This is a genomic window from Streptomyces sp. NPDC005791 (genome assembly GCF_042871485.1).
Lineage (GTDB): Bacteria > Actinomycetota > Actinomycetes > Streptomycetales > Streptomycetaceae > Streptomyces.
Genome location: NZ_JBIAIP010000006.1, coordinates 243187 through 265916, shown reverse-complemented (window position 1 = coordinate 265916; position 22730 = coordinate 243187). Strand labels below are relative to the sequence as shown.

General features: G+C 70.1%; 19 protein-coding genes and 3 pseudogenes. 11 read left to right on the top strand and 11 right to left on the bottom strand.

Annotated elements, in window-relative coordinates:
* Positions 1–322: 322 nt before the first annotated feature.
* The 4 genes from ACFYSH_RS14665 to ACFYSH_RS14650 all read right to left on the bottom strand — a co-directional run bounded on the left by ACFYSH_RS14665 (position 323) and on the right by ACFYSH_RS14650 (position 6065).
* Positions 323–514, bottom strand: a complete 192-nt coding sequence (locus ACFYSH_RS14665) for a hypothetical protein (RefSeq protein ID WP_388752625.1) — start codon at positions 512–514, stop codon at positions 323–325.
* Positions 515–807: 293 nt separating this feature from the next.
* A complete protein-coding gene (locus ACFYSH_RS14660) occupies positions 808–4272 on the bottom strand; it encodes a HelD family protein (protein ID WP_388752622.1) in 3465 nt (1154 codons plus the stop codon).
* 412 nt (positions 4273–4684) lie between these two features.
* A complete protein-coding gene (locus tag ACFYSH_RS14655) occupies positions 4685–5617 on the bottom strand; it encodes a hypothetical protein (RefSeq protein WP_388752619.1) in 933 nt (310 codons plus the stop codon).
* A gap of 316 nt (positions 5618–5933) precedes the next feature.
* Positions 5934–6065 (bottom strand): hypothetical protein, encoded by a 132-nt coding sequence (locus ACFYSH_RS14650; RefSeq protein ID WP_359466535.1) that lies wholly within the window; start codon positions 6063–6065, stop codon positions 5934–5936.
* 547 nt (positions 6066–6612) lie between these two features.
* On the opposite strand from ACFYSH_RS14650, the gene ACFYSH_RS14645 reads away from it, so the two are divergent.
* The 3 genes and pseudogenes from ACFYSH_RS14645 (at position 6613) to ACFYSH_RS14635 (ending at position 7766) form a co-directional block, all read left to right on the top strand.
* A complete protein-coding gene (locus ACFYSH_RS14645) occupies positions 6613–7140 on the top strand; it encodes an O-acetyl-ADP-ribose deacetylase (protein WP_388752616.1) in 528 nt (175 codons plus the stop codon).
* A gap of 204 nt (positions 7141–7344) precedes the next feature.
* A pseudogene (locus ACFYSH_RS14640) lies at positions 7345–7500 on the top strand (MBL fold metallo-hydrolase); the annotation flags it as partial.
* On the top strand, positions 7497–7766 hold the full coding sequence (locus ACFYSH_RS14635) for a hypothetical protein (protein ID WP_388752799.1): 270 nt from the start codon (positions 7497–7499) through the stop codon (positions 7764–7766). The pseudogene ACFYSH_RS14640 and the gene ACFYSH_RS14635, both read left to right, overlap by 4 nt.
* A 439-nt stretch (positions 7767–8205) precedes the next feature.
* Here the strand turns inward: ACFYSH_RS14635 and ACFYSH_RS14630 are convergent, their stop codons facing one another.
* Positions 8206–8754 (bottom strand): YciI family protein, encoded by a 549-nt coding sequence (locus ACFYSH_RS14630; RefSeq protein ID WP_388752613.1) that lies wholly within the window; start codon positions 8752–8754, stop codon positions 8206–8208.
* A gap of 201 nt (positions 8755–8955) precedes the next feature.
* Here ACFYSH_RS14630 and ACFYSH_RS14625 point away from each other — a divergent pair, with 201 nt between their 5' ends.
* From ACFYSH_RS14625 to ACFYSH_RS14610, 4 genes are all read left to right on the top strand, one after another.
* Complete coding sequence (locus ACFYSH_RS14625; RefSeq protein WP_388752610.1) at positions 8956–9291, top strand: ArsR/SmtB family transcription factor; 336 nt, start codon at positions 8956–8958, stop codon at positions 9289–9291.
* Positions 9291–9917, top strand: a complete 627-nt coding sequence (locus tag ACFYSH_RS14620; RefSeq protein ID WP_388752796.1) for a cation transporter — start codon at positions 9291–9293, stop codon at positions 9915–9917. The genes ACFYSH_RS14625 and ACFYSH_RS14620 overlap by 1 nt, the downstream gene beginning before the upstream one ends.
* A 76-nt stretch (positions 9918–9993) precedes the next feature.
* Positions 9994–10782, top strand: coding sequence for a sulfite exporter TauE/SafE family protein (locus ACFYSH_RS14615; protein WP_359466529.1), 789 nt, complete (start codon positions 9994–9996; stop codon positions 10780–10782).
* 154 nt (positions 10783–10936) lie between these two features.
* On the top strand, positions 10937–12175 hold the full coding sequence (locus tag ACFYSH_RS14610) for an APC family permease (RefSeq protein WP_388752793.1): 1239 nt from the start codon (positions 10937–10939) through the stop codon (positions 12173–12175).
* A gap of 551 nt (positions 12176–12726) precedes the next feature.
* On the opposite strand, the pseudogene ACFYSH_RS14605 reads toward ACFYSH_RS14610, so the two are convergent.
* Positions 12727–12893, bottom strand: a pseudogene (locus ACFYSH_RS14605) (helix-turn-helix domain-containing protein); the annotation flags it as partial.
* Positions 12894–13099: 206 nt separating this feature from the next.
* On the opposite strand from ACFYSH_RS14605, the gene ACFYSH_RS14600 reads away from it, so the two are divergent.
* Positions 13100–13819 carry a DinB family protein gene (locus tag ACFYSH_RS14600; protein ID WP_388752607.1) on the top strand — a complete coding sequence of 240 codons (720 nt, stop codon included), beginning with the start codon at positions 13100–13102 and terminating at the stop codon, positions 13817–13819.
* A gap of 27 nt (positions 13820–13846) precedes the next feature.
* On the opposite strand, the gene ACFYSH_RS14595 is transcribed toward ACFYSH_RS14600, so the two are convergent.
* Positions 13847–15220 carry a geranylgeranyl reductase family protein gene (locus ACFYSH_RS14595; RefSeq protein WP_388752605.1) on the bottom strand — a complete coding sequence of 458 codons (1374 nt, stop codon included), beginning with the start codon at positions 15218–15220 and terminating at the stop codon, positions 13847–13849.
* Positions 15221–15456: 236 nt separating this feature from the next.
* Complete coding sequence (locus ACFYSH_RS14590) at positions 15457–15660, bottom strand: cold-shock protein (protein ID WP_031096051.1); 204 nt, start codon at positions 15658–15660, stop codon at positions 15457–15459.
* A 535-nt stretch (positions 15661–16195) separates the two neighbouring features.
* Between ACFYSH_RS14590 and ACFYSH_RS14585 the strand changes: the two genes are divergently transcribed.
* On the top strand, positions 16196–16807 hold the full coding sequence (locus ACFYSH_RS14585; RefSeq protein ID WP_359466525.1) for a hypothetical protein: 612 nt from the start codon (positions 16196–16198) through the stop codon (positions 16805–16807).
* Between the two features lie 185 nt (positions 16808–16992).
* Positions 16993–17679 (top strand): annotated as a pseudogene (locus ACFYSH_RS14580) (hypothetical protein).
* 61 nt (positions 17680–17740) lie between these two features.
* Here ACFYSH_RS14580 and ACFYSH_RS14575 read toward each other — a convergent pair.
* Positions 17741–18814, bottom strand: coding sequence for a glycerophosphodiester phosphodiesterase family protein (locus tag ACFYSH_RS14575; protein ID WP_388752600.1), 1074 nt, complete (start codon positions 18812–18814; stop codon positions 17741–17743).
* A 275-nt stretch (positions 18815–19089) separates the two neighbouring features.
* Between ACFYSH_RS14575 and ACFYSH_RS14570 the strand changes: the two genes are divergently transcribed.
* Entirely contained in the window at positions 19090–19980 is an 891-nt protein-coding gene (locus ACFYSH_RS14570; protein WP_359466521.1) for an LLM class F420-dependent oxidoreductase, read from the top strand.
* Positions 19981–20259: 279 nt separating this feature from the next.
* Here the strand turns inward: ACFYSH_RS14570 and ACFYSH_RS14565 are convergent, their stop codons facing one another.
* Together ACFYSH_RS14565 and ACFYSH_RS14560 are read right to left on the bottom strand one after the other, a co-directional pair.
* Positions 20260–20928, bottom strand: a complete 669-nt coding sequence (locus ACFYSH_RS14565; protein ID WP_359466519.1) for a maleylpyruvate isomerase family mycothiol-dependent enzyme — start codon at positions 20926–20928, stop codon at positions 20260–20262.
* Between the two features lie 646 nt (positions 20929–21574).
* Complete coding sequence (locus ACFYSH_RS14560; RefSeq protein ID WP_359466517.1) at positions 21575–22648, bottom strand: alkene reductase; 1074 nt, start codon at positions 22646–22648, stop codon at positions 21575–21577.
* Positions 22649–22730: the final 82 nt, after the last annotated feature.

Below are 22730 nucleotides of genomic sequence, written 5' to 3'. Positions count from 1 at the left end.
GGCGGGCCCGGGCGGGGGGAATTGCGTGCGCGGCCGAGTCGGCTCTCGGTCCCACACGGCACGACGGCCTGGCGGGTGACCGAATCTACGACATTCATCACATAGTGTCACTCTTGACGCGCATGGCGCCGCTTCGGTCCTCCGCGTCCTGGACGATGCCTCCGAACCCCCTTCCTGCCCGCCGACCAGGCGCCGCGCGTCGGCCCCACTCGGAGAAGAGCGCCGTCTCCGCCGACGTGCTGGTGTCTCCGTTGGTCGTCGTGATGCGCAGCCGGACGTCGTCCCCCGGCCGGAACCGACCACGGCCGCGGTGGACCGTGAGCTACTCGAGTCCGACACCCGGGGTCTGCCAGGTGCGGCCGCCGTCCGCGCTGACCTGCGCGGAGTGGGAGAGGTCGGTCTCGGGGTCCTGGTCGAACCCCAGGGCCCTGCCGAGCATGCCGTCCTCGGCGCCCGCGGAGCGCACGGCCCGCAGTGCGGGCGGGCTGCCGCCCGGCCGGAAGGTGTCCATCACCTTGCCGTCCACTACCAGTTCGACAACGCTGGAGCGGGTCCGGCGGGAGCCACCGCGTCGATCAGGCCGGTCCGGTCGGCACCCGGAGCCGGTCCCGCGTTCAGCTTGACCAGCACCTGGATCTCTTGCGGCGCCCCGGACTACAGAATCCGTAGTACGGCGGTCGGGACCGGGGCGCCGTCCATCGTGCCCCTCGGCGCGGTGTGCCCGCCGGCGGGTTGGGGAGAAGGACCGGTCGGTCCACCGGGTCGACGAAGCGGATGCTGCCCCTGTGGCGGAATGCCAGACCTGTTTCACGCCTGGCGGCGGTCCAGGGCGGTGTCGGGGTCGTCGCCACCCCAACTGCCGGGAGTACGCCACAGGACGTGGACGTCGAAGACCTCGCGTACGGCGTCAGCGGCCCATTCCTCGGCAGGCGGCTCGCACAGGACCAGGTGAAGGCGGTCTGCCGGCGTCTGCAAGGTGTGGTTGATCTCGAGGAGGCGGGTCGCTCCCGAGCGGAGATCCTCGTACGCGGCGCGCCCGGCGCCCAGGACCTCGTAGACGAACAGGTCGCCGCCCACGGTGCACTGGACGTCGACAGCCGCGGAGTCGGCCGGCTGGAGGTCCGCCCACAGCAGTTCCGACTTCAATGCGTGGCGCACCGCCTCGTGCTTCTTGCAGGTACGGTCGGCGGCGGCGGCGGTCTCCAGGACGCGCAGAAGGCCTTCCTTCGTGGTCACGGCCGGTACGGCTGGAGCTTCTTCGACGGTGGGCACGGGTTCGATTTCCTTCTGCTCGGTGCGCTCGGGCTGGTGGGCGCCGGGTTCGGTGACGTCGTCAGGGGCCCCGGCGTCGGCCAGACGGGTACGGAGTGTCCGCTGTGCTTCGGCCAGAGCCACCGCCCAGCCGGACTCGGCGAGTTCGGCCCGCAGCCGGCCGGTGTCCAGGCTGCTGTCCTTCAGCGCGCGGTTGGTGCGTGCTGCGAGGTCGCGCAGCAGGCCCAGGCTCTGCCGGTCAGGGGAGCCGAGGACGCGGTACACGTCCACCCAGTCCGCCGAGTCGCGGCGGAGGATGCGGTTGGCCATGCCCTGCAGCTCGGAAAGCCGGGCGCGGGCGTCTTCCATGAAGCCTTCGCCGTCGGCCACCAGGTCGTCGAGCACGCTGAGCGCCGCCGTGTAGCGCTGCGCCATCTTCGGCGAAACGGGCAGGCGGCCTCGACTGTCGGCGGTGAGCACGCTCTGGCCGGTCTCGTTGGCGAAGACCCAACAGTCCAGTTCGCCGCCGGGGCGGGGAGGCGTCGAGCCGTGCCGGACCGTCAGAGCCAGAGGGCGGTCCGTCTGCAGGCTGAGCGCCCTGACCTTGTAGCGGCCGCCCGGCCCGGGGCCGATGACCCGGACGCGGACGTCGGCTCCGATCTCGGGAACGTCACCCGGGTCGTCGGTGCCGGAGTCTGTACCCGCCTCGGCGGAGAGGACTCCGGGGGCGGGGATTTCAAGGGCGGGGACTGCGGGGCCGGTGTCCGTGTGGGTGAGGACCTCCGGGAGCGGCGAGGTGTGCAACACCGTCAGGCTCTGCGTGCTGCGGGTGAGTGCAATGTACAGCTGCCGCAGGCCGACCGGGCCACGGTCGGCGATGGTGGCGGGTTCGAGGACCAGGACGTGGTCGTACTCCATGCCCTTGGCCTGTGAGGCAGCCAGTACGGACACCACCTCACGACCCGTGCCCGCGAGGCCGGCTCCCTCGTCGAGGCGGCGGCTGATCTCGTCGAGCCAGGACGAGTCGTCGGGGACGATGACGGCGACGGAGCGCGGCGTCCTTCCGTCGCTGGTGCCGACCAGGCGGGTCATCTGGGCGACGGTGTCGTCGAGCAGTTTCCACGGCTCGGTCGCCACCGTTCGTACGGCGTCCTCGCCCGACTGCCGTACGGCTCGTGGGTACGGCAGGCCGGGTGCGACCGCGCGGGCCAGAGGTGCGACGAAGTCCATGATCTCGGCCGGCACGCGATAGCTGGTGTTCAGCTCGGCGACGCGCCAGTCTCCGTGGTCGGACAGAAGTGTGCCGAGAGGGTCCCAGCTGAGGTGGGTGTGGGGACCGGTGGCCTGGGCGAGGTCGCCGAGGACCGTCATCGAACCGCCGACGGCGCAGCGGCGGCGCAGGGCGCGGGCCTGCAGCGGGGTGAGGTCCTGGGCCTCGTCCATGACGATGTGCCCGTAACGGCGGGGGGTCTCCCCGTCGATGAGGAAGCGGAGTTCTTCGAGGCAGACGTGATCGTCGAGAGTCCAGGGCTCGGCGTCGGCGGTGTCGGCCCGTGGCCGGTGCAGGACTGCCTGCTCTTCGGCGTCGAGGACGCCGTCCGCGCAGGCACGCAGGAGGTCAGGCGTGTCGTAGAGGCTGCGCAGGGCCTCCCTGGCACCCGGCGAGGGCCAGAGGCGTTCGACGAGCCGCTCGACGCGGCGGTTGCGCTCGAGGTCGCGGCGGATCGTGCCACCTTGGCCGCGGCGGGGGGCGATGGTGGCCAGCTCCTGGAGCAGCCGGTCGACGAACAGGCTGCGGAAGCGTTCGCGGCGCTGCCGGTAGGGGCCGTCAGCGACACGTGCCTCGTCGAGGAGTGCGAGGACTTCGGACTTCGGCACGCGCAGCGTCGTGCTGCCTGCGGTGACGACGACGGCCGGCTCGTCGCCCTCGTAGGAGGGCGCGGTGGTGAGGTCGTCGAGCACCTCGGGACGGCAGTCGCTCTCGACACGGCGCCGCAGCACGGCCGCCATCCGTTCGCCGGACTTCACCAGCCGCGCCTGCGGGGTGTCCGTACCGCGGGTCTCGCCCTCCCACAACCGCGCCAGCTGGACGGCGTTGACGTCCCGGGTACCGAGGGTGGGCAGCACCTGGCCGACGTAGTCGAGGAACCTCTGGTGGGGGCCGATGACGAGGATGTCCTGCGCCTTGAAGTGCTCGTTGTTGACGAGCCAGGTCACGCGGTGCAGACCCACTGCGGACTTACCGGTACCCGGGCCGCCCTGTACGACGAGGATGTCGGACGGGGAGCCGGTCACCAGGTCCATCTGGTCACGACGGATGGTCTCGACGATGTCCCGCATCCGACCACCGCGCGAGCGCCGCAGCTCACGCAGCAGGAAATCGTCCGGCTTGAGCGGCTTACGGCGCTGGTGGCGGACGACATCGCCGGGCGTCGGGGAAGGCGGACGCTCCTCGAGGTGTCCTTCGCCCGGTTCCGGGCGCGCCGTGCCAGGTGTCTCGGTGACCATCTGTGCATCGGCCCCGGTCGCGTCGTCCGCGGCCGGGCGCGGCTGCGGAATCGGAGCAGCAGGGGCGACGACCGGGGCGGCGATCTCGTCGAAGTAGTCCTGGACGACACGCTGCACGCAACGCAACTGCCGCCGCAGAAGCACCTCCCCGGGTGCCTCGGGCAGGGCCTCGGCCCATGTCTTCGCGAGTGCGCTGGTCCACGGCACAACCACGAGTTCCATGTCGGCGTCATGCACGACCCGCCGGCCGATGTACCAGGGACGCGGCTCTGCGCCCCGGCCCTCCGGCGCGTCCACGCGGGAGAAGACCAGCGCCTCGTCACCGAGCCCGTCGTACGCCTCTGCTTGCGCCTCCGCGTGCTTCCGGTTGGCGATGCCGTCCTTGGCGTTGGCCGATGCCGTGGCGGCGGACGTCCCGGTCATCTCGGCCAGCTTCGCGGTGTAGCAGTCGTACGCGTGATCCACCGCCTTCTGCTCGGCGGCGATGACCTCGTCGTGCGTGGTGGTGCCCATGTACGTCCTCCCTGCGGGCGCCTGGAGGCGCCGCTACGGGCCTGCGCCCGTACCCCGCTGAAACAACTATCAGAGATCGGGACGTGACAACCAGTCAGTGTGTTGGTTTCCGGACCAGCTCCCCACCCTTCGCGCGCCAGGCGCCCATCTGGTCGTGCGTCGTGCGTGGGCCCGATCTCGTTCCGGTGTCAGTGGCATCCCGGGCACAGGTGCGACGAGACGGCCCTCGGGCGACGCGCGGTCTCGGCCGCCGTACAGCACCGCGGGCACAGCAGTTCGACCCGGCCGGTGGTGCGGACCGCCCCGGCACAGTGGTGTCCGGCGCGAAGCGAGTGCCGGGGAGAGGCAGCCCTTCGTCGCGGTGTGTACGGCCCGGCATCACGGCCGGCGTGGTGACGGCCGGCGGCAGGGCTCACATGAGGGGCCGCCAACGGTCGGCGGTCACCTCCCGTTCGGTGCGACGCCACTGGTTCTCCCCGCCGGGCAGAGGCCAGGCCCAGGTCAGCTGTTCCGCGGTGTGCAGGTCGTGGAGACGACGGACGAGCTGTGGGCCGGCGGTGGCGGCACCGTCCGGGACCGTGGGGCCGTGAACGCCGCGGAGTGCGGCGAAGCGTGCCAGTTCGTCCTCGTAGAAACCCACGGACTCATCGATGCGCGCGTCCAGGTCGTCGCCCGGCACGGTGCGGTGCACCTGCAACAGCGGCGGCTCGAGGGACTCGGCGATCGCAGCGGCGAGCCGTGCGTGACCGTCCAGGATCAGATGGCAGTCCAGTCCGCTGACCCACCACAACAGGACAGGCGGGAGCGTCCCGTCGCGGGCCTGCTTGCGGTACGCCTTGACCCGGCTGTCATCGGCATCGGGCATCGGTCGCAGCGGGAGGACCTCCAGCGAGCCGGAATGGACGAACCAGTCGATGTATCCGTCGGGATGCCCCTCGACGAGCATCGAGCTCCAGTACTCGGCATGCGAGACGTCAGCGTGGCGCCAGCGCCGGAGCGGACTCTCGCACGAGAGCAGCCAACGGCCCTCGTGCAGCGGGCTGCCCGGTGAGTCGACAAGATACCGCGCGAAGCGGTGGGCCCACCGCTCCGGGCTGCCCGCCAGGGCCCGCGCCACATCGGCGCGCAGCGGCGGAACGAAGGAGCGGTACTCGTCGGTGCGCCAGAAATCCACGCCTTGGAGGTGCTCGTCGACAACGGCGAGCAACACAGGCCGCGCCCGCTGGGAGACCAGCAGTCGCGGCCGGACAGCCAACACGCACAGACCCGGCTGGCGGCGGTCCCGTACGTCCAGGGACAGGCCCACCCAGGAGCCGTCGTTCCTCGTGACATTGCTGCGCTGCATGCCGCGAGCGTAGACGGCCGCTGCGGGACTCCGACGGCACCCTTGACTGCCGGTCTGCGGTAGCAGAGGAGAGTGCAGGCGATGCCGGTGAAGGCGCGGAAGTGGTCGGCTGGCGTTCGGCGGAGTCGGCGACAGCCGGCCGACCAGAACACCGTTCTCTGGACTGCCCGCCGGTGGCGGCCGAGTCCCCCCACCGCTCCGAAGCCGTGATCAACCCGGTGCTGATCGATCTCATGAGCCGAGGACTCACCCGCGCAACAGTCCCGGGCCGGCGAGGTAGCCGAACAGCGGCATGTTCGCCTCGCCCTCGTATGCATCACAGCAGGTAGGGATACAAGCTGACACTGTCGCGCTCAACACGAACCTCGACCCACGTTCCGTCAACCGCGACCGGTGGCGGCGGATCAGCGAGGTCGAACAGGATATGTGAGTCGTCCACTTCCAGCACCGCCCCTCCGTCGCCCGTGAGAGTCAGACGACCCCGGAAGACGACCCGGCTTCCGTCCTCGCTCAACGAGGGTGAGGGAGAAGCCACTGGTCGAGTGTTACGACCCCAGGCCACGTCGTCGTCGACGGCCCACTCCACATAATGCTCGCAGCCCACATCCGTCGGGGCCCCGCACCAGAGGGCGACTGCCACGCCCATCCCTGAACGCACCCGAACCGTCGCAGTCCCGCCGGAGATCTGTCGCACAGCTTCTATCTTGACCAACACCCCGCGATCATCCATGGCAAGGCCCCATTGCCCACGCTCCCGTCAGGGCATACCGCTCTTGCAGGACGACGGCTCGGCGCGGGCTTCCACCACGACGGCAAGGAGTTATGACGGCGAGGAAGGCGGCTCTGGTGCAGGTGGTCGGACCTGCGTCGGCACGGCTTCCGCACCCATCTCAGTGGTTGTCGTCGGCCGCCTCGCTGTCCGCGGCGCTCTCGCAGCGGCCCACCGGCCACCGCATGCGGCAATGGAACGCCGGGGCTGACGGCAGGATGGCCGTATGACTACACAACCGTCGATCACCCTCGTACACGGGGACATCACCGAGCAGCACGCAGACGTCCTGGTCAACGCCGCCAACTCCTCGCTCCTCGGCGGCGGTGGGGTGGATGGCGCGATCCACCGGCGCGGTGGGCCCGAGATCCTCGCCGCCTGCCGCGACCTGCGGGCCTCGCACTACGGCAAGGGACTGCAGACCGGGCAGGCCGTGGCGACGACGGCCGGCCGACTGCACGCACAGTACGTCGTCCACACCGTGGGACCGGTCTGGTCACGCGCGGAGGACCGTTCCGCCTTGCTGGCCTCCTGCTACCGGGAGTCCCTGCGTGTGGCCTTGGAGCTGGGAGCCCGAACGGTTGCCTTTCCGGCGATCTCGTCGGGCGTCTACGGCTGGCCGCTCGACGACGGAGCCCGGATCGCCGTACGGGCGGTCCGCGAGGCAGTGCTCCCCCCGATCACCGAGGTCCGGTTCGTGCTCTTCGACGAGGAGGCCTACGCCCACTTCGACGAGGCGCTGACGGCCTCGTAGTGCTCCGGCAGGATCTGCTTCTGCACCTGGCCGAAGCTGCTGGAGCACGCTGTCCAGCGTTCGCTGGATCAGCCGCTGAACGGCATCCTGTGTCTGCCCTGCTCGTGGTCCTCCTCTCGCACGACGGGCACGCCGACAACCCCGACACCTCCGGCCACGCCCTGCTCGCCGATGTCCCGCTCCCCCCCACCACACCCGCCGGCGGACAGCGCCCAGGCCGCCGAGGCCACCCGGATCCTCGGCGCCCGCCGTGTCGTCCCCGCCCACCACGACAACTGGACCCACTTCACCGAGGGCCGCGACGAACTGAAAGCTGCCTTCACCTCAGCCGGCCTGGCCGACCACCTGGACCTGAACTGAATCCAGCGCGGCTGAGCCCGCCGTCACGCAAGTCAGGTCAGGCTCGGACGGCTGAACCACCGCGTCACGCGTTCCGGCTGCGGGCCACGGACACCAGCCGGACCTGCACTTTCGGTCCGGGCGAGCCGGTGGCCGAGATCTCCGGAACGGCGGAGAGACTACTGCTCATGCTCTGGGGTCGACCGTCCGCTGACGATGCGTCGATCTCGTGGTCCGGAGACCGCGCGGCGGGAGCAGCGGCTCTTGCCGGCCCACTGACGCCTTGACCGCCACAGGCCGAGCATCCGGGCGATCACCGGGACTGGGGCCTGGAGCACGGCTGGGCGGATCCCCGCTGTGCGTCCTGGCCGGGTCGGGAAAACGAGTTGGCGGAGCCTGGGGGCCATTGCTTCCAGGGTCATGGGCTGTCCGGCCCCGCAGCGGGGGAAAAGCCATCGGAGATTTCGAGGTACTTACCTCCACCGGCCAGCTCGACGCCGACCCTCACCCTCGCCCGACCGGAATACTGGAGTTGTTGGTGGACGGTGTCCTGGCCGGGCGTCGGCAGGCTCCGGTGAGCAACGTGCTGCGGATGGCGGGCCCTGGGGCCGTACAGCGAATCGCCCCGGGCAAGCCCGGGACCGTACGGTTCGCCGGACTACCGGCCGCCGCTCCTGTCCCGGGTCGATGCGCTCCGAGGCGGCATCGGCCCGGTGCCTCCGTGGTTCATCGACGCCCGCCGAACTCCCAGTGGTGGACCTCGATGTCCGCGTAGCGCTCCGGAGTCAGGGCGGCGCGTGCCGTATTCGGGTCAGGGGCACTGAGCAGCCCCGCCGTACCCAGCCATGTGTCGCCGTCGTCGGACAGCAGTGGCCCGTACGCGATCAGCTCGTCGTGGTCGGGCGGCGGAGCGAGGTCTGCGGCCAGACCCTCGCCGAGGCCGAGCACCAGGTACCGGTTGCCACCGCTCCGGCCACCCGGGAAATCCCACATGGTGCGCCCCAGCACGTTGCGCCACCGGCGCAGCAGCACGTCCCGGTAGGCACCGGCCTGGTAGTTGGGCTCGTCGAAGGCGAACGCGCGGGCAGCGGCGGGATCGGGCAGATCGACGATGTGCACGCTTCCAGTGGGCGTTTCACCATCATCGGCGAAGGTCGGGCCGCGAGCGATCAGCTCCTTCGCGTACCGGTCCATGTAGGACCAGTGCTCCTCCAGCAACTCCTCGCGTAATGCGAGGGAACCCAGCCGGTCTCGGTGGTAGCAGAAGTACTCCATGACCACAGACCCTTCCTCACCGAGGGCACCAACTCAACCGGCTTTGTCGCCGAAGGCCCCGCGTTCCGAGTGCATCAGCATTCCGTCAGACGGCGTAGCCACCCGGCTGCGCGGTCTCCGGCTGGGGCCTCCCGGAGACGGCAGGCACCGATGCAATAATCCACAATTTCCTGAATTCAGATTTCTGTGTGCTGTCGAGGGGTGCTGACAGACGCCCCTGACATCGAGGCGCTGGCCCGCTTCGGCAGCGCCCTCGCCGACCTGATCCGCTGCCGGATCCTGCTCGCCCTGTGCGAGGCCCCGGCCTATCCCTCCGATCTCGCCGAGGCCATCGGCGTCTCCCGTACCCGGCTCTCCAACCACCTCAGCTGTCTGCGGGACTGCGGGCTGGTCGTCACGGTGCCCGATGGCCGGCGCACCCGCTACGAGCTGGCCGACGCCCGACTGGGCCACGCCCTGGACGCCCTGCGCCGGTCCGTCGTGGCGGTGGAGCACGACAAGACGTGCCCGGACGCGGACACGAAGGGCTGCTGCTGATGGCCGCCATATCCCTGGGGCCGTCAGCGGACCGCCGGGGTGCGCCGGCCCGCCGCATCCGGCTGCTGGTCGCCGCCACAATCACCTACAACGTCATCGAGGCGGTCGTCGCGATCACGGCGGGGACAGTCGCCTCCTCCACAGCACTGATCGGCTTCGGCCTGGACTCGGTCATCGAGGTGTCCTCCGCAACTGCGGTGGCCTGGCAGTTCTCCGCCCGTCAGCACGCCGTGCTGACGGGCGGAGAAGCCGAACGGTCCATTCCCGGCATCGTCATAGCCGCGCTGTCGCTGGTGATCATGCCGTTCCTGTCCGCGGCCCAACGCCGCGCCGGGCGTGAACTCGGCCCCGCCAGCGCGGTCGCGGACTCCAAGCAGACCCTGCTGTGCGCGTACCTGTCCGCGGTTCTCCTGGTCGGCCTGGTCCTCAACGCCACCCTCGGATGGTCCTGGGCCGACCCGATCGCCGCCCTCGTCATCGCCGCCGTCGCCGTCAAGGAAGGCCACGACGCCTGGCAGGGCAAAGGCTGCTGCGCCCCCACTGCCGCGAGCGGCCCCCTGCCGGTGGCCGAAGCCCCGGACCAGGACGGGTGCGGCTGTGGCCCCGGGTGCTCCTGCTGTTCGTGAACATCGCGTTGCCGAACCGCCCTTTGCCCGCTGGGTCCGCCGATACTGACCGGGCAACGAGCGAGGGGTGGGGCCGGTGGAGTGGACATGGTGGGCGGGGCTGGCCGCCGGGCTGCTGATCGCGGTGGTGACCGCGCCGGTCGGGGTGTCGGGGGCGGTGTTCCTCCTCCCGGTCCACCTGTCCGTGTTCGGCGTACCGTCTCCGGCGATCACGCCGACGAACCTTCTGTTCAACGTGGTGGCGGGCCCGGGCGCCCTGTGGCGCTACCGCCGCGACGGCGCCCTGCGCGGCGACCTGGCCCGGCGCCTGGTCGCCGGGACCCTGCCGGGGGTGATCATCGGAGCCGCCATCCGCGTCTTCGCCCTCCCGGGCCCCGGCGTCTTCCGGCTGCTGATCGCCGCCCTGCTGCTCCCCCTGGGCCTGTGGCTGTGCCTGCGCACCTTGGCCCCGGCCCGCCACCGGCAGGCCGTAGCCGGCTCGGAGCCCTCGCCGAGGGTGCTCACCGCGTTGGCGGTGGCGGTGGGAGTGGTCGGCGGGATCTACGGCATCGGCGGCGGGTCCCTCCTCGGGCCGATCCTCGCCGCCCGCGGCCTGCCCATGACCCGCGTCGCGCCCGCCGCTCTCGCGGCCACCTTCGCCACCTCGCTCGTCGGCGCGGCCGCGTACGCGGTCCTGTCACAGGTCAGCTCCGGCGATGTGGACCCCGACTGGGGGCTCGGCCTCGCCTGCGGGCTGGGTGGCCTGGTCGGCGGGTACCTCGGCGCACGGCTCCAGCCCCGTCTGCCCGAAACCGCCCTGCGCCTGCTGCTCGGCACCCTCGCCACGGGCGTAGGCGTGCTGTACACGCTCCAGTCACTGGTGTAGCGAGGCGCCCAGGGGATGATGACGGCTTCCCCACAGGTCATGGCGTGTTCAGGTCGATCCCTTATTGTCTGCGCGGACGCGGGACTCCCTGTCCGCGGAACCGGCCCGTCGAGGAGTGACGAAGTTGAGCAGCACACCCCTGCCCGCGTCCGGAATGCCGGACGAGCTGAAGCGGCGTCTCGGTGTGCCGGACGCGGTACTGATCGGGCTGGGGGCGATGATCGGAGCCGGGATCTTCGCCTCGCTGGCCCCGGCGGCCCGCGCGGCCGGCTCCGGGCTGCTGATCGGGCTCGCACTCGCCGGCGTCGTCGCCTACTGCAACGCGACCTCCTCCGCCCGGCTCGCCGCCCTCTACCCGGCCTCCGGCGGCACCTACGTCTACGGCCGCGAACGTCTCGGCGCGTTCTGGGGCTACCTGGCCGGCTGGGCGTTCGTCGTCGGCAAGACCGCATCCTGTGCGGCCATGGCCCTGACCGTCGGCTCCTACATCTGGCCCGGCCAGGCCCACACGGTCGCTGTCGCCGCGGTAGTGGCACTGACCGCGCTCAACTACACCGGCGTGCAGAAGTCAGCCCTGTTGACCCGCATCATCGTGGCGGTCGTCTTCGCGGTCCTCGCCGCCCTCGTCGCCGCCTTGCTCACCTCCGGCGCCGTGGACACGGCCCGTCTGGGTGTGGGCTCCGACGCCACGTTCGGCGGGGTGCTGCAGGCGGCGGGGCTGCTGTTCTTCGCGTTCGCCGGCTACGCCCGCATCGCCACCCTCGGCGAGGAAGTCCGCGTCCCGGCCCGCACCATCCCCCGCGCGATCCCGCTCGCCCTCGCCATCACCCTGATCGCCTACGCCGCCGTCTCCGTCTCCGTCCTGCTCGTCCTCGGCCCCGACGGGCTGGCGGCCGCCGGAGCGCCACTGATGGATGCCGCCCGCGCGACGGGAGCCAACTGGCTCGTCCCCGTCGTCCAGGCCGGCGCGGCCGTCGCCGCCCTCGGCTCGCTGCTCGCCCTGGTCCTCGGCGTCTCGCGCACCACCCTGGCCATGGCCCGCGACCACCACCTGCCCCACGCTCTGGCCGCCGTGCACCCGAAGTTCAAGGTTCCCCACCGGGCAGAGCTCCTCGTCGGCGCCGTCGTCGCCACCGCAGCCGCGACCTCGGACCTGCGCGCGGCGATCGGCTTCTCCTCTTTCGGGGTCCTGGCCTACTACGCCGTGGCCAACGCCTCTGCCTTCACTCTGACCCGAGCCGAGGGCCGCCCGGCCCGGATCATCCCCGTCGTCGGCCTGGCCGGCTGCCTCGTCCTGGCCTTCGCCCTCCCACTGCCCTCCGTCCTCACCGGCACCGCCGTGCTCCTGGCCGGTGCCACCGTCTACGGGTTGCGCCGACGGTCCACCGCATGACTCCCGTACGGACTCCCGTCCCCGGCAAGCGCAAGCACGTCTGGCCAGCAGGCCGACAGCGTCCGGCCGTGCCGCCCACAGTCCTGCACGCTGCCCACCGAGGAGCGGCTTCCGCGGGTGGCGGAGTGGGACGCGCTGTTCGCCGGGCGGCTGCTTTCGCTGTCGAGGCCCGAGCCGTTGCGGCTGCATCTCGTCCTGGCCGCCGGACCCGAGGTCGATGCGCGGGTGCGTGACCTGGTGGAGCGGGAGGGCGGCTGCTGCTCGTTCTTCACCTTGCCCCTCACACCCGGGGAGGATCTGATCAACCTGGACATCATGGTGGACCACGCGCACGAGGCGGTCCTGAACGCAGCACGCCGAGGAGGACGGATCACCGCCACAGGGCCCGACCGGATCGCCGACAGCCCCAGCGTCACCGGCCGCTACCTGCGCGAGGCGCTCGCTCCCTCAGTCCGACCTGGTCGGCCGTGTCGACCCGCTGCGGCCCGAGGGGCCGTGGGGGTGCGAGCTTGTGCCGCGCCTACCTCGCATACCGCTCCTGGCTCTGCGGGGGCCGCGAAGGCGGCCGGGGTGAGACCGGTGTGTCCGCGGCAGAAGCGGCCGAAGCTCGCTGGATCGGTGAACCCGGGATGGACGGCCACAGCCTGGGCGTCCCAACCGGCACCTCCCAGCAGGCGCCGGCTCCGAGCAGCCGCCGCTCGGCGATGACCTCACGTACTCGGAGTTGTCACCGAGCTCGTGGCCACGGCCGCCCGGAGTCTGTCCCGCGTCGGTGGTCGGGCGGGACAGGTGGGCGGCTGCTTCGTTGCGTACGTGGGTCAGCGCGGACAGCCGGTCAGGGTATCCGGTGGAGTTCCGCGGGGTGAGCCGTTAACTTCCGCTTGAGCACAGTGAGTCGCCAGGTGCGACCGAGGGGAGCCAGGCATGGAGATCGAGGGTGCGCGGACCGACCGTCTGGGCTTGCTGCTCGAGCAGTTCGACCAGGCCAGGGAGATGGCCGAGGTTCGCCTGACGGGGCTCGCCGACGAGGAGTACCTGTGGGAGCCCGTGGCCGGTTGTTGGTCGGTACGGCGCCGGGGCGAGGCGGTGACACCCAGGGCGTACGGGCCGGGCGAGTGGTTGCTCGGCAAGGGTGCCCCGGACATTCCGGCGAGCGAGTACGCCGAGGTCGCCCGTCAGGCCGCTGGCGGCATGACGGTCGCGAAGATCGCCGCTGACTGGAGCGTGGATGTCGAGCGGGTCGAACAGGTCCTGGCTCACACCGGTGCGCCGGAACCCGACAGGACGCCGGTGACCACCATCGCGTGGCGGCTGGGTCACCTGCACTCCTGCTTCGCGGGCCAATGGGAGTGGACGTTCGGCGCGCGGCGGCAGGATCCGAAGCTGCTGGTCGATTTCACCCCGTCCGCCGGCCTGGCCCTCCAGCGTTTCTGGGCTCTGATCGACCGATGGCGCGACAGCGTCGCCGCCGCCACCGATGACCAGCTCGACATGATCGGCTTCTCGCAGTACCCGTACGGATCCGATCCCGACGACCCGTTCATCACCGTGCTGGCGGGGGCCAACCTCGAGTTCATCCATCACATGGCCGAGATCGCGTTGCTCCGCGATCTGCGGCGGTCCCGCTTCGCCACCTCGGCGTAGGTACGGGCGGACGGGGGCAGGCAGGGATCACCGACGGAGCGCGTCGAGGGCTCGCGCGCGTCGGCTCGGTGCCGGAACCATTCGAACGACGCCCCGGACGACGCTGTCGATCAGGTCGTCCGCGGGCGCGTCGGTTCCGTGCGTCAGCAACCGGGCGAGGGTCCGCACCAGGGTGGGCGAGGCCATGACCCGGCGGTTGAGGAGCGGGCGGTATCCGTAACGGGCGAACACCAGATCGGCGACGGTGTTGCCGAGCCGGTAGTACCGCCCCCAGCGGCGGTTGACCTCGCTGGCGTACTGGTGCAGAGCCCGCTCACGCCCGGGGCCACTCGGACGGTGCAGAGCGAGAGCGACGGTCTCGGCCGCGACCTCACCCGCTTCCATGGCCTGGACGATACCTTCACCGCTCCACGGACTGACCATGCCGCCGCTGTCGCCGACCAGGAGCAGACCGCGACGATACTGCGGTGTGCGGTTGAAGCCCATCGGCAGCGCGGCGCTGAGCAGCGGCGAGTCGGCGTTCTCCTCCCTCAGTCCCCAGTGCGAGGGCATCCGGGTCAGCCACCTGTCCATGGTGGCCCGCAGATCGACCGTGCCGTGACCGCGATGCGGCAGCGCGCCCAGACCCACATTCACGCGGCCGTCACCGAGAGGGAAGATCCATCCGTACCCCGGCAGGTCACGGGCGGTACGCGAGCAGACCAGATCAGCCCAGAGCTCCAGATAGGGGTCGTGGGTGCGGGCCCCGCTGCGGTAGTAACGGCGAGCCGCAGTCGCGATCGGCTTGCCCGGATCCCGCTCCAGCCCCATGGCCAGAGCGGTTCGGGCAGAGGCACCGTCGGCGGCTATGACCACCGGGGCGTGGTATTTTCTCGGCCGTTTGTCGGCACCCGCGACGGAGTTCACACCAGTGATGCGTCCAGCCCGGTCGGTCAGAGGGCCCGTCGCCTTCGTCTCCATGCACAACCGGGCTCCTGCGGCCACGGCCTGCCGAACCAGGACGTCGTCGAAGTCGTGCCGGGAACGAGTGAGGCCGAAGTCCGGATGGGCGCCCGAGCTGGGCCAGTCGATGTGCACCTGACGGCCTTCGCACACCCATCTCATGCCTTTGGTCCGCATCCAGCCCGGGGCGTCGATGTCGACGCCCATACGCACCAGTTGCTGCACGCCTCGCGGGGTGAGGCCGTCCCCGCACACCTTGTCCCTGGGGAATGTGCCCTTCTCGAGCAGCAGTACGTCCACGCCTGAGCGCGCCAGGTGGAGTGCCGCAGCCGAACCTGCCGGTCCCGCACCCACCACGATCACCTGCGCCTGATGGTCGCCGGTGGCCGCATCCTCGTCTGGATCCACTTGCTGACTCCTCGATGTGCGGGGCGGGGCAGCTGGGCGCTGGACCAGCATGTCGCCGCCTTTCCGTTCGGTCAGCGGACCCGGCTCCGGGCCAACACACCGAGCACCTACCCGGCCGGAGACCGAACCACCCTCCCAGGCAGGTGAGGACGAGATACTCGGCAGGGATCGGCGACGACACGAGCCGACGGCGACCTGTCTGCTCCCCGTACACGATCGCACCGGCCGAAGCCGATCCGGGCCCTCGGATCGTGCTCCGAGGGCCCGGACCATTCCTACCTACGGGTTCAGGCGGCCGTGATGTTCTCCGCCTGCGGGCCCTTCTGGCCCTGGGTCACGTCGAAGGTGACGGCCTGGCCTTCCTGGAGCTCCCGGAAGCCGGTGGCGTTGATGGCGGAGTAATGCGCGAAGACATCCGGCCCGCCGCCGTCCTGCTGGATGAAGCCGAAACCCTTTTCGGCGTTGAACCACTTGACGGTTCCGCTGGCCATGCTCGTGCCTTCCCGTTGATATCCGGATCCGCACCGCGCGGCCCCGGAGGCGCCGTGGTCCGTACCGGCACAGCAGAATGCCCGCACCGAAGCGCGGGCTGGTACGGCGAACCACGACATCTGGCAGTGACGCTACATGGCGAAACGGCCCCCCACCAGAGAGCAACGACGCGATGTGTACGTCCGATGGTCCCGGCTCACTCCTACGGCGCGCACGGAGCGTGAACTGCGGGCGCGGGCCGCCGTATCACCGACGTCGGAAAGCCGTTACGGTCGAGCACTCCGCAGACGGACAGCTCGCTGCCGCGCCCATCGACCGCAGGCTCGGATGCGCCATTTCGCGCCAACACCGCAGTACTCCGGCACTGTTGCCCGCTGCGCGCCCGGGAATCGGCGCACTCACGGGTCCCTGCCCTCACGCGTGGGAGGCCGCCCACGCCCACGGCGAATCGGTATCCACTGGGGCGTTCCCTTCACCGGTGTCGGTAGCATCAGCCGTCATACGTGTTTGAGACACAACGAAAGACGAGGACTGATGTCCGAAAACACTCTCACATCCACCATCAGCGCGGACTATGCGCAGCGGATCACGGATGATCTTGCAGCAAATCGGAGCGAGCAGGACCGGGCACGTGCCGAGCTGACCCGTCTGCAGGACGAACTCGTCCGCCTGGAGGAGGGGGAGCAGATCCTGGTCAAGATGCAGGAGGTGCTGGGCGGCAACGGGAAGCCGGCTGCGGGCAAGGGCAAGAGCCGTAAGGTCGCGGCGCCCGTACCCGCCGCGCGTCGCGCCAAGGGGAACGCACCATCGCAGAAGGGCGGAGACGCACCTAAGGGCCGGCTTCGCGCGAAGCAGCGGACGGCCACCGCCGGAACCGTGGTGCCGAAGGGGGCCGGCGAACCGACGTGGCGTGAGTTGGTCAGCGGGTACCTCGCGGACCAGAGGGAACCGAAGTCCGCCGCCGAGGTGACCGCCGCCCTGGCCGAGGCCCACCCCCAGCGCGCGACCCAGGTCGCCGTGGTGCGCAACACCCTTGAACAAGGGGTCGCGCATGGACTGCTGGAGCGCTCCAAGCAGGGCCGCTCCGTCTACTACAGCCCTGTCACGTCCGCGAAGAGCGACGGAACCGACGCGTCGGCCAAGTAGACGGAGCTCATAGACGCCAGGCCCACCTGGCAGGCCCGGCCAAGTCCGTTTCGTGACGGCCGGCCGGTATGGCTGCCGGACTCGCGGCCGCGCGGGCGGTCATCGCCGCCCTCGTCGGCTGCGGCGTTCTTCCTGGTCGCGCGGCCCGTCTCCGGTGCCAACAACAACGGACGGGGCAGGCTCGTATGGCCGTTGCCGCACTGTTCTTCACCAACGGGGCCCTCTTCGCCAACCGCTTGCCGAGATATCCGCAGAGCAAACCGATCTGGACTTGAGCAACGCGGTCCACGGAGTGACCGTCGCGGCATTCCCGGCTGGGGCGATCGCAACCGGTCCGAGGGCCGGAGTGGCCATCCGCAGGCTGAGGTCGGCGCGGGTCGCGGTGCTTCGCACGATGCTGACCGTGGCCGGCGTCCTTGCCGCGGACCTGACCGATCAGGTCGCGCTGCCGGCAGGGTCATTGTTCCTGGCCGGAGCGATGGACGCCGTCACCGATGTCGCGCAGAACGCCACGCCCATGCCCTCCCCGTGAGCGTCGCTGCGGACGCTTCATCATCAATGCGTTCCACGCGGTCTGGTCCATCGGCGCCCTCGCCCGGGATCCGTTACTGCGGCGGCGATCACACTCGGCCACTCCAGGGGCGATGCCGGTACCCGCGGTCATGCACGAAGCCGACGAACTGCCCGGTCTCGGAGTCGGCTCGGGGCCGGCCATCGTCTCCTGGCTCCTGCGACTGGGCTTCCTTGCGTCGCCCCCGATCGTCGGACTGGTCACCCTTGCGACCGGTCTCCGAACAGGTCTCATGGTGGTGCCGCTCGCCGGGCTGCTCGCACTCCTGCTCGTCGGAGTGCTACGTCCGCATAGCCGATGAGCTTCGGGGAGTTCCGTCGTGAGTGACACGGTCCGACGGCAGGGCGACGGCACCCCATCCATCAATGACGTGGCGCCGGGTACGCCGTGGGCAGCCGCATTCCACGGTCGGCCATGATGTCCCGCACACGGTCGGGATGATCGGTGATGATCCCGTCGACACCCATGTCCATGAGTGCTTCGATGGTGGCCGGATCGTCGCAGGTCCAGGGGATGACCTTCAGCCCGCGCCGGTGGGCATCGTTGATCATCTTCTTGTCCGGGTAGAACCGGAAGTCCGGGTCCGCGACGGTGCCGTCCTGTGGGAACCCGTAGTTCGGGGACAGCGCGGTCACGCCGGGGACGGAAGCCGCCGCCTCAACGAGATCTCCGTCGTAGTCGTCGGCGTCGATCCCGCCGAGCCAGGGGGAGGCTCCGGGCTTCCCCACCTGGAGGAAGTCGTAGTTCGTCAGCGCCACCAGAGGGTAGGCGGGGGCGAGCTCGTGCATCTCCTTCAACGCCGCCCAGTCGAACGATTGGACGGACACCTGTTTCTGGATGCCGGAGCGGCGGATCTCCTCGAAGACACGACGTACGAACAGCTTGCGCGGCGCGGTCTGCTCGGGTGCGCCCGCCTCGACCTTCGTCTCGATGTTCAGTTTGATCCGCTTGGCTTTGTAGCTCTTCACCAGGTCGAGCACGTCCCTCAGCTCAACCATCCGGAAGCCCTTGATCTGCTCCTGCTCTGGAAATCCGGGCAGCTGCTGATATCCACAGTTCATCGTCTTGATCTGCGCGAGCGTCAGGTCCTTGACGTACTTGCCGACATACGGGTACATGGGGTCCGACGACGTCAGCGGCCCGGTGTCCACGCACTTGCGAGCGCTGATCTGCCGGTCGTGCGTCACGACCACTTTTCGGTCCTTGGTGACCTGGGTATCCAGCTCCAGGGTGCTGACGCCGAGACGTATCGCCTTACCGAAGCCTTCGAGGGACCCCTCCGTGGTCATTCCGAGGCCCCCTCGGTGGGCCTGCAGGTCGAACTCGGTTCCGCGAACCGACTCGTGCGCGAACGGGACCACGCCCGGCCCCACAGTCGCGGGAACAGCGAGCGCGGGGAGGAGGGCCAGGCCGGCGGCTGCGTGCATCAGGGACATGTGTGCCTCGTCTATCGCGTAGGACCGGACGCCGCGCAGCCAATCCTGGGGACCCGGCTCGTACGAAGACCCACGGTAAGGCCGTCGTGAACGTCCGCGTAACGAAGCACGCTCGGCCGCATCGTGGCCAGATCTGGGGCGCATTCTTCCGGTGCGGACCGCGCATGCGACCACTCCCCCCTCGCTCCCGGTGCCAGGTCGCCGACGCCCCGACGCCATTCGGGTGAATTCCCGTCCAGCGGGAATAGCTGGATCCAGTCACTGTTGCTCTCACCATGACTTCTGGGAAGCGTGAGACATTCGGACGGGTCGGTATCTGGAGCAGCGCCCTGCACGGGTCGCGAACGGACGACGCCGGCAGGGAAGCGATCGCGGAAGCGGTTGCCGAGCTCGAGGTCCTGAAGTACGGCACACTCTGGATCGGGGGCAGTCCGTCGGTCGAGGACGCCGCGGCGGTCGTCGCCGCCACCCGCTCGGTCACCGTGGCCACCGGCATCCTGAGCATCTGGGACCACACCGCCGAGGAGGTGGCGGCACGGATCGCCACGATCGACGCGCACGAGCGCGGGCGGTTGGTGCTCGGCCTCGGTGTCAGTCACGGCCCGATGGTGCCGCAATACGCCAAGCCGTACAGTGCGATGGTCACCTATCTCGACGCCCTCGACGCCGCGACCCCGCCGGTGCCCTCCGGAAGCCGTGTCCTCGCCGCGCTCGGCCCGAAGATGCTGGAACTCGCCGCCGACCGGGCGGTGGGGGCACACCCTTACCTCGTCACCGCGGAACACACCGCAGAGGCACGTGCGGCGCTCGGCCCGGACGCGCTGCTCGCCCCGGAACTGTCGCTGGTCCTCGACACCGACGTCGACCGGGCCCGCACCACCGCCCGGAACATGCTGTCGATGTACCTGCAACTCCCCAACTACACGGCCAACCTGCTGCGGCTGGGGTTCGCGGAGAGCGACTTCGACGGCGGTGGCAGCGTCCGGCTCCTCGACGCTCTCTTCGCGCTGGGTGACGCGGAACGCGTGAAGGCACGGTCCCGGGAGTACTTCGACGCCGGCGCCGACCACGTGGCACTTCAAATCCTCACCGCCGACGAGGGGGGCGGTGGTCTACCGCGGAGCGAATGGCGTGAGCTGGCCGAGGCGTTCGCCGGCGAACTGTAGAGCCGCGCTCATGCCGGGCCGGTGCGGCCCGGGGCCGCGTCCGCGCCCCGCTGTTCCGCCCGGCCGCCGTGGTGGTGCGCACCGGCCGGGCGCACCACCGCACGTACGGGCCCCTCGCGCGCGCCCGAGCTCTACTTCCGGCTGCCTCTGTCCCGCACGAGTGCCGCGTCAACCGATCTCGTGCGGCACCGCGAGGCTGAGCCGGATACCCGTGTGCGGACGCCCGGGCAGGTCACTGGGCGGATGCGCCGGTGTCGTCGCGCCGTCCGGCGAGGCACGTCACGCCGTTTGGCAGCGCTCGCGGAGGAGGTCGACCCCGTCACCTTCCAGGTCGTCGAGATACGTCGTGCGCCCGGTCATGGCCATCACCAGCGCCGAGGTCGTTCCGGACACGCGCGGTCCGGCACCAGTGGCGAAGGGGCCGTCCTGTGCGACGAGTCGCAGACCACGGATGCGCCCCTTGGCAAGTACCACGAGGTCGGATCCCCGGTAGTAGTCGGCGACCCGTGTGACCGTTTCGATCGGGTAGTCGTGGTGGATGCCCAGCGGCCGCCGGATGTCCTCTGCGTGCACGAGCGTCTCTCCGAGCATGGCGATGACAGGGAGAGGCGGTTTCGTCGTACTCGGTACGACGCGCCGGAATCGCTCCAGCGTCTCGCCCGGGGACGCGCCCAACTGCTCGGCCAGGCGCACGGCTACCTGTCTGTCGAAATCGAACCGGCATCGGATCACACCCGCCAGCCAACGCACGGAGTTGAGACTCGCTCCCGCGGTGAGGTGTGCCAGGACCTCACGTACCGTCAGTTCACTGCACAGCGACCGTGTCGCCCATTGTCCGTCGGACAGTCCTGCGAGATCGTCCACCAGCGCCGCTCGCTCGGTGTGGACCAGCGGCCAGGCGGCCCCTCCCCCACTGAGGTGGTCTGCTGCCGGGTTCGAGTCGGTCATCCGGGCGTTGCTCCTGTCGTGGATGCTGTACTGCGGCGGCGTGGGCCGGGGCAGGCAACGCCTGGCAGGCCGGCGTAGGTGTCCATGGATTCCTCCGCTACCAGGCCCGATCAAAATGGCCGTTGCCATGACGCACTTGCTGATCCCGCACCACATCGGCATGCTGAGCCGATGCCAGGGCAGCGTATGAGACGGCACCGACAGCAGGCTGCGGACCAGGGGGCTTCCGCCCGCACCGCTCCCGGGCACGGGCCGCTGGAAGTGCTGCGGCCTCGATCACCCTGGCCGCTGATCTCGCGGAGCCGGGTGCGGTCTTCAGCATGTGCGTCATGCCCGGGGCCGTGTCGTGGTCGGTCCCTCCTGCCAGCCGGCGGTCTCCGCGATGCGCGCCCGCCACAGTCTCACACGTGGGCCGTTCCGCTCCCGGCGGTGGCAGAACCGCTCCAGACGTTCACATCGCGCCGGCATGGCTGCCTTGCGAGTCGACCACGGCGGTCACCTGGAAGGTCACGGGGTCGAACGGACGCCAGGCCACGGTGAGCCGGTTCTCGCCCGGGCTGGGGCGTCGGGCCGTTACCGGTCGCCACGGGACACGGGTGACCGTCGTCTGCCCACCGAAGTGCGCCCACGGCCGCAGTGAGCACCCTCAGGCCGTGTACTGGTAGGCCGGGTAGGTCAAGTATCCGGCGTCGCCTCCCTGGTAGTACGTGGCTTCGTCGACCGGAGCGATCGGCAGCTGGGAACGCAGCCGCTCCACGAGGTCGGGGTTGGCGATGAACGCACGGCCGAATCCGATCAGGTCCGCTCCGAGGCCGAGCCAGTGGTCCGCTTCGGCCCGGCCGGTCTGCTTGGGACCCATGGGGAACACGGGGTTCATGATCAGGGTTCCCGGCCACGCTCGCCGCAGACCCAGCAGCACGTCCTCGTCGGCCGTGGCCTCGAGATGTACGTAGGCCACCTCCAGCCGCGCCAGTTCGGTCAGCAGCGCACTGTAGAGCTCCGGGACATCGGTCTCCTCGACACCCCAGAACCCGCCACCCGGGGACAGACGTATGCCCGTCCTCGCCCCGCCGACAGCCTGCACCGTCGCGGAGACCGCTTCCACGGCGAACCGAATGCGGTTGGCCACCGACCCGCCGTAGACATCCGCACGCAGGTTGGCGTTCGACGAGAGGAACTGCGAGATCAAGTAGCCGTTGGCGCCGTGCAGTTCCACTCCGTCGAATCCCGCGTCCACGGCACGGCGGGCGGCGCTCGCGTACGCCAGAGCCTGCTCACCCACCTCGGCCGTCTCCAGAGCCCGCGGAACAGGGACGGGCTGGGGACCCGTGGGAGTGAACACGTCACCCACGGCGGGAACAGCGGAGGGGCCGACCGGGTGCATACCGGTGGTGTCCGGGTGCGACACGCGGCCACCGTGCATGATCTGGGCGAAGATCCGCCCGCCGTTCGCATGGACCGCGGACGTCACCGGGCGCCAGGCAGTCACCTGCTCGTCCGTGTGCAGCCCCGGAGTGCCGGGATTGGACTGACCGATCAGGCTCGGCTGCACCCCCTCGCTCACGATGAGTCCGGCGGTCGCCCTCTGGGCGTAGTACGCGGCCATCGACGGGGTCGCGAGGCCTCCTGCCGCAGCGCGGACTCTCGTCATAGGGGCCATCACCACCCGGTTGGGCAGGGTCAGGTCACCGAGCTGGTAGCGGTGGAAGAGGTCCGTCATGTCGAGTACTCCTCTTGCGTCGACGTGTCCGACCGCCGGACACATCGATTACGCTAAAACCTCACATCAATGTCAGAGGCAA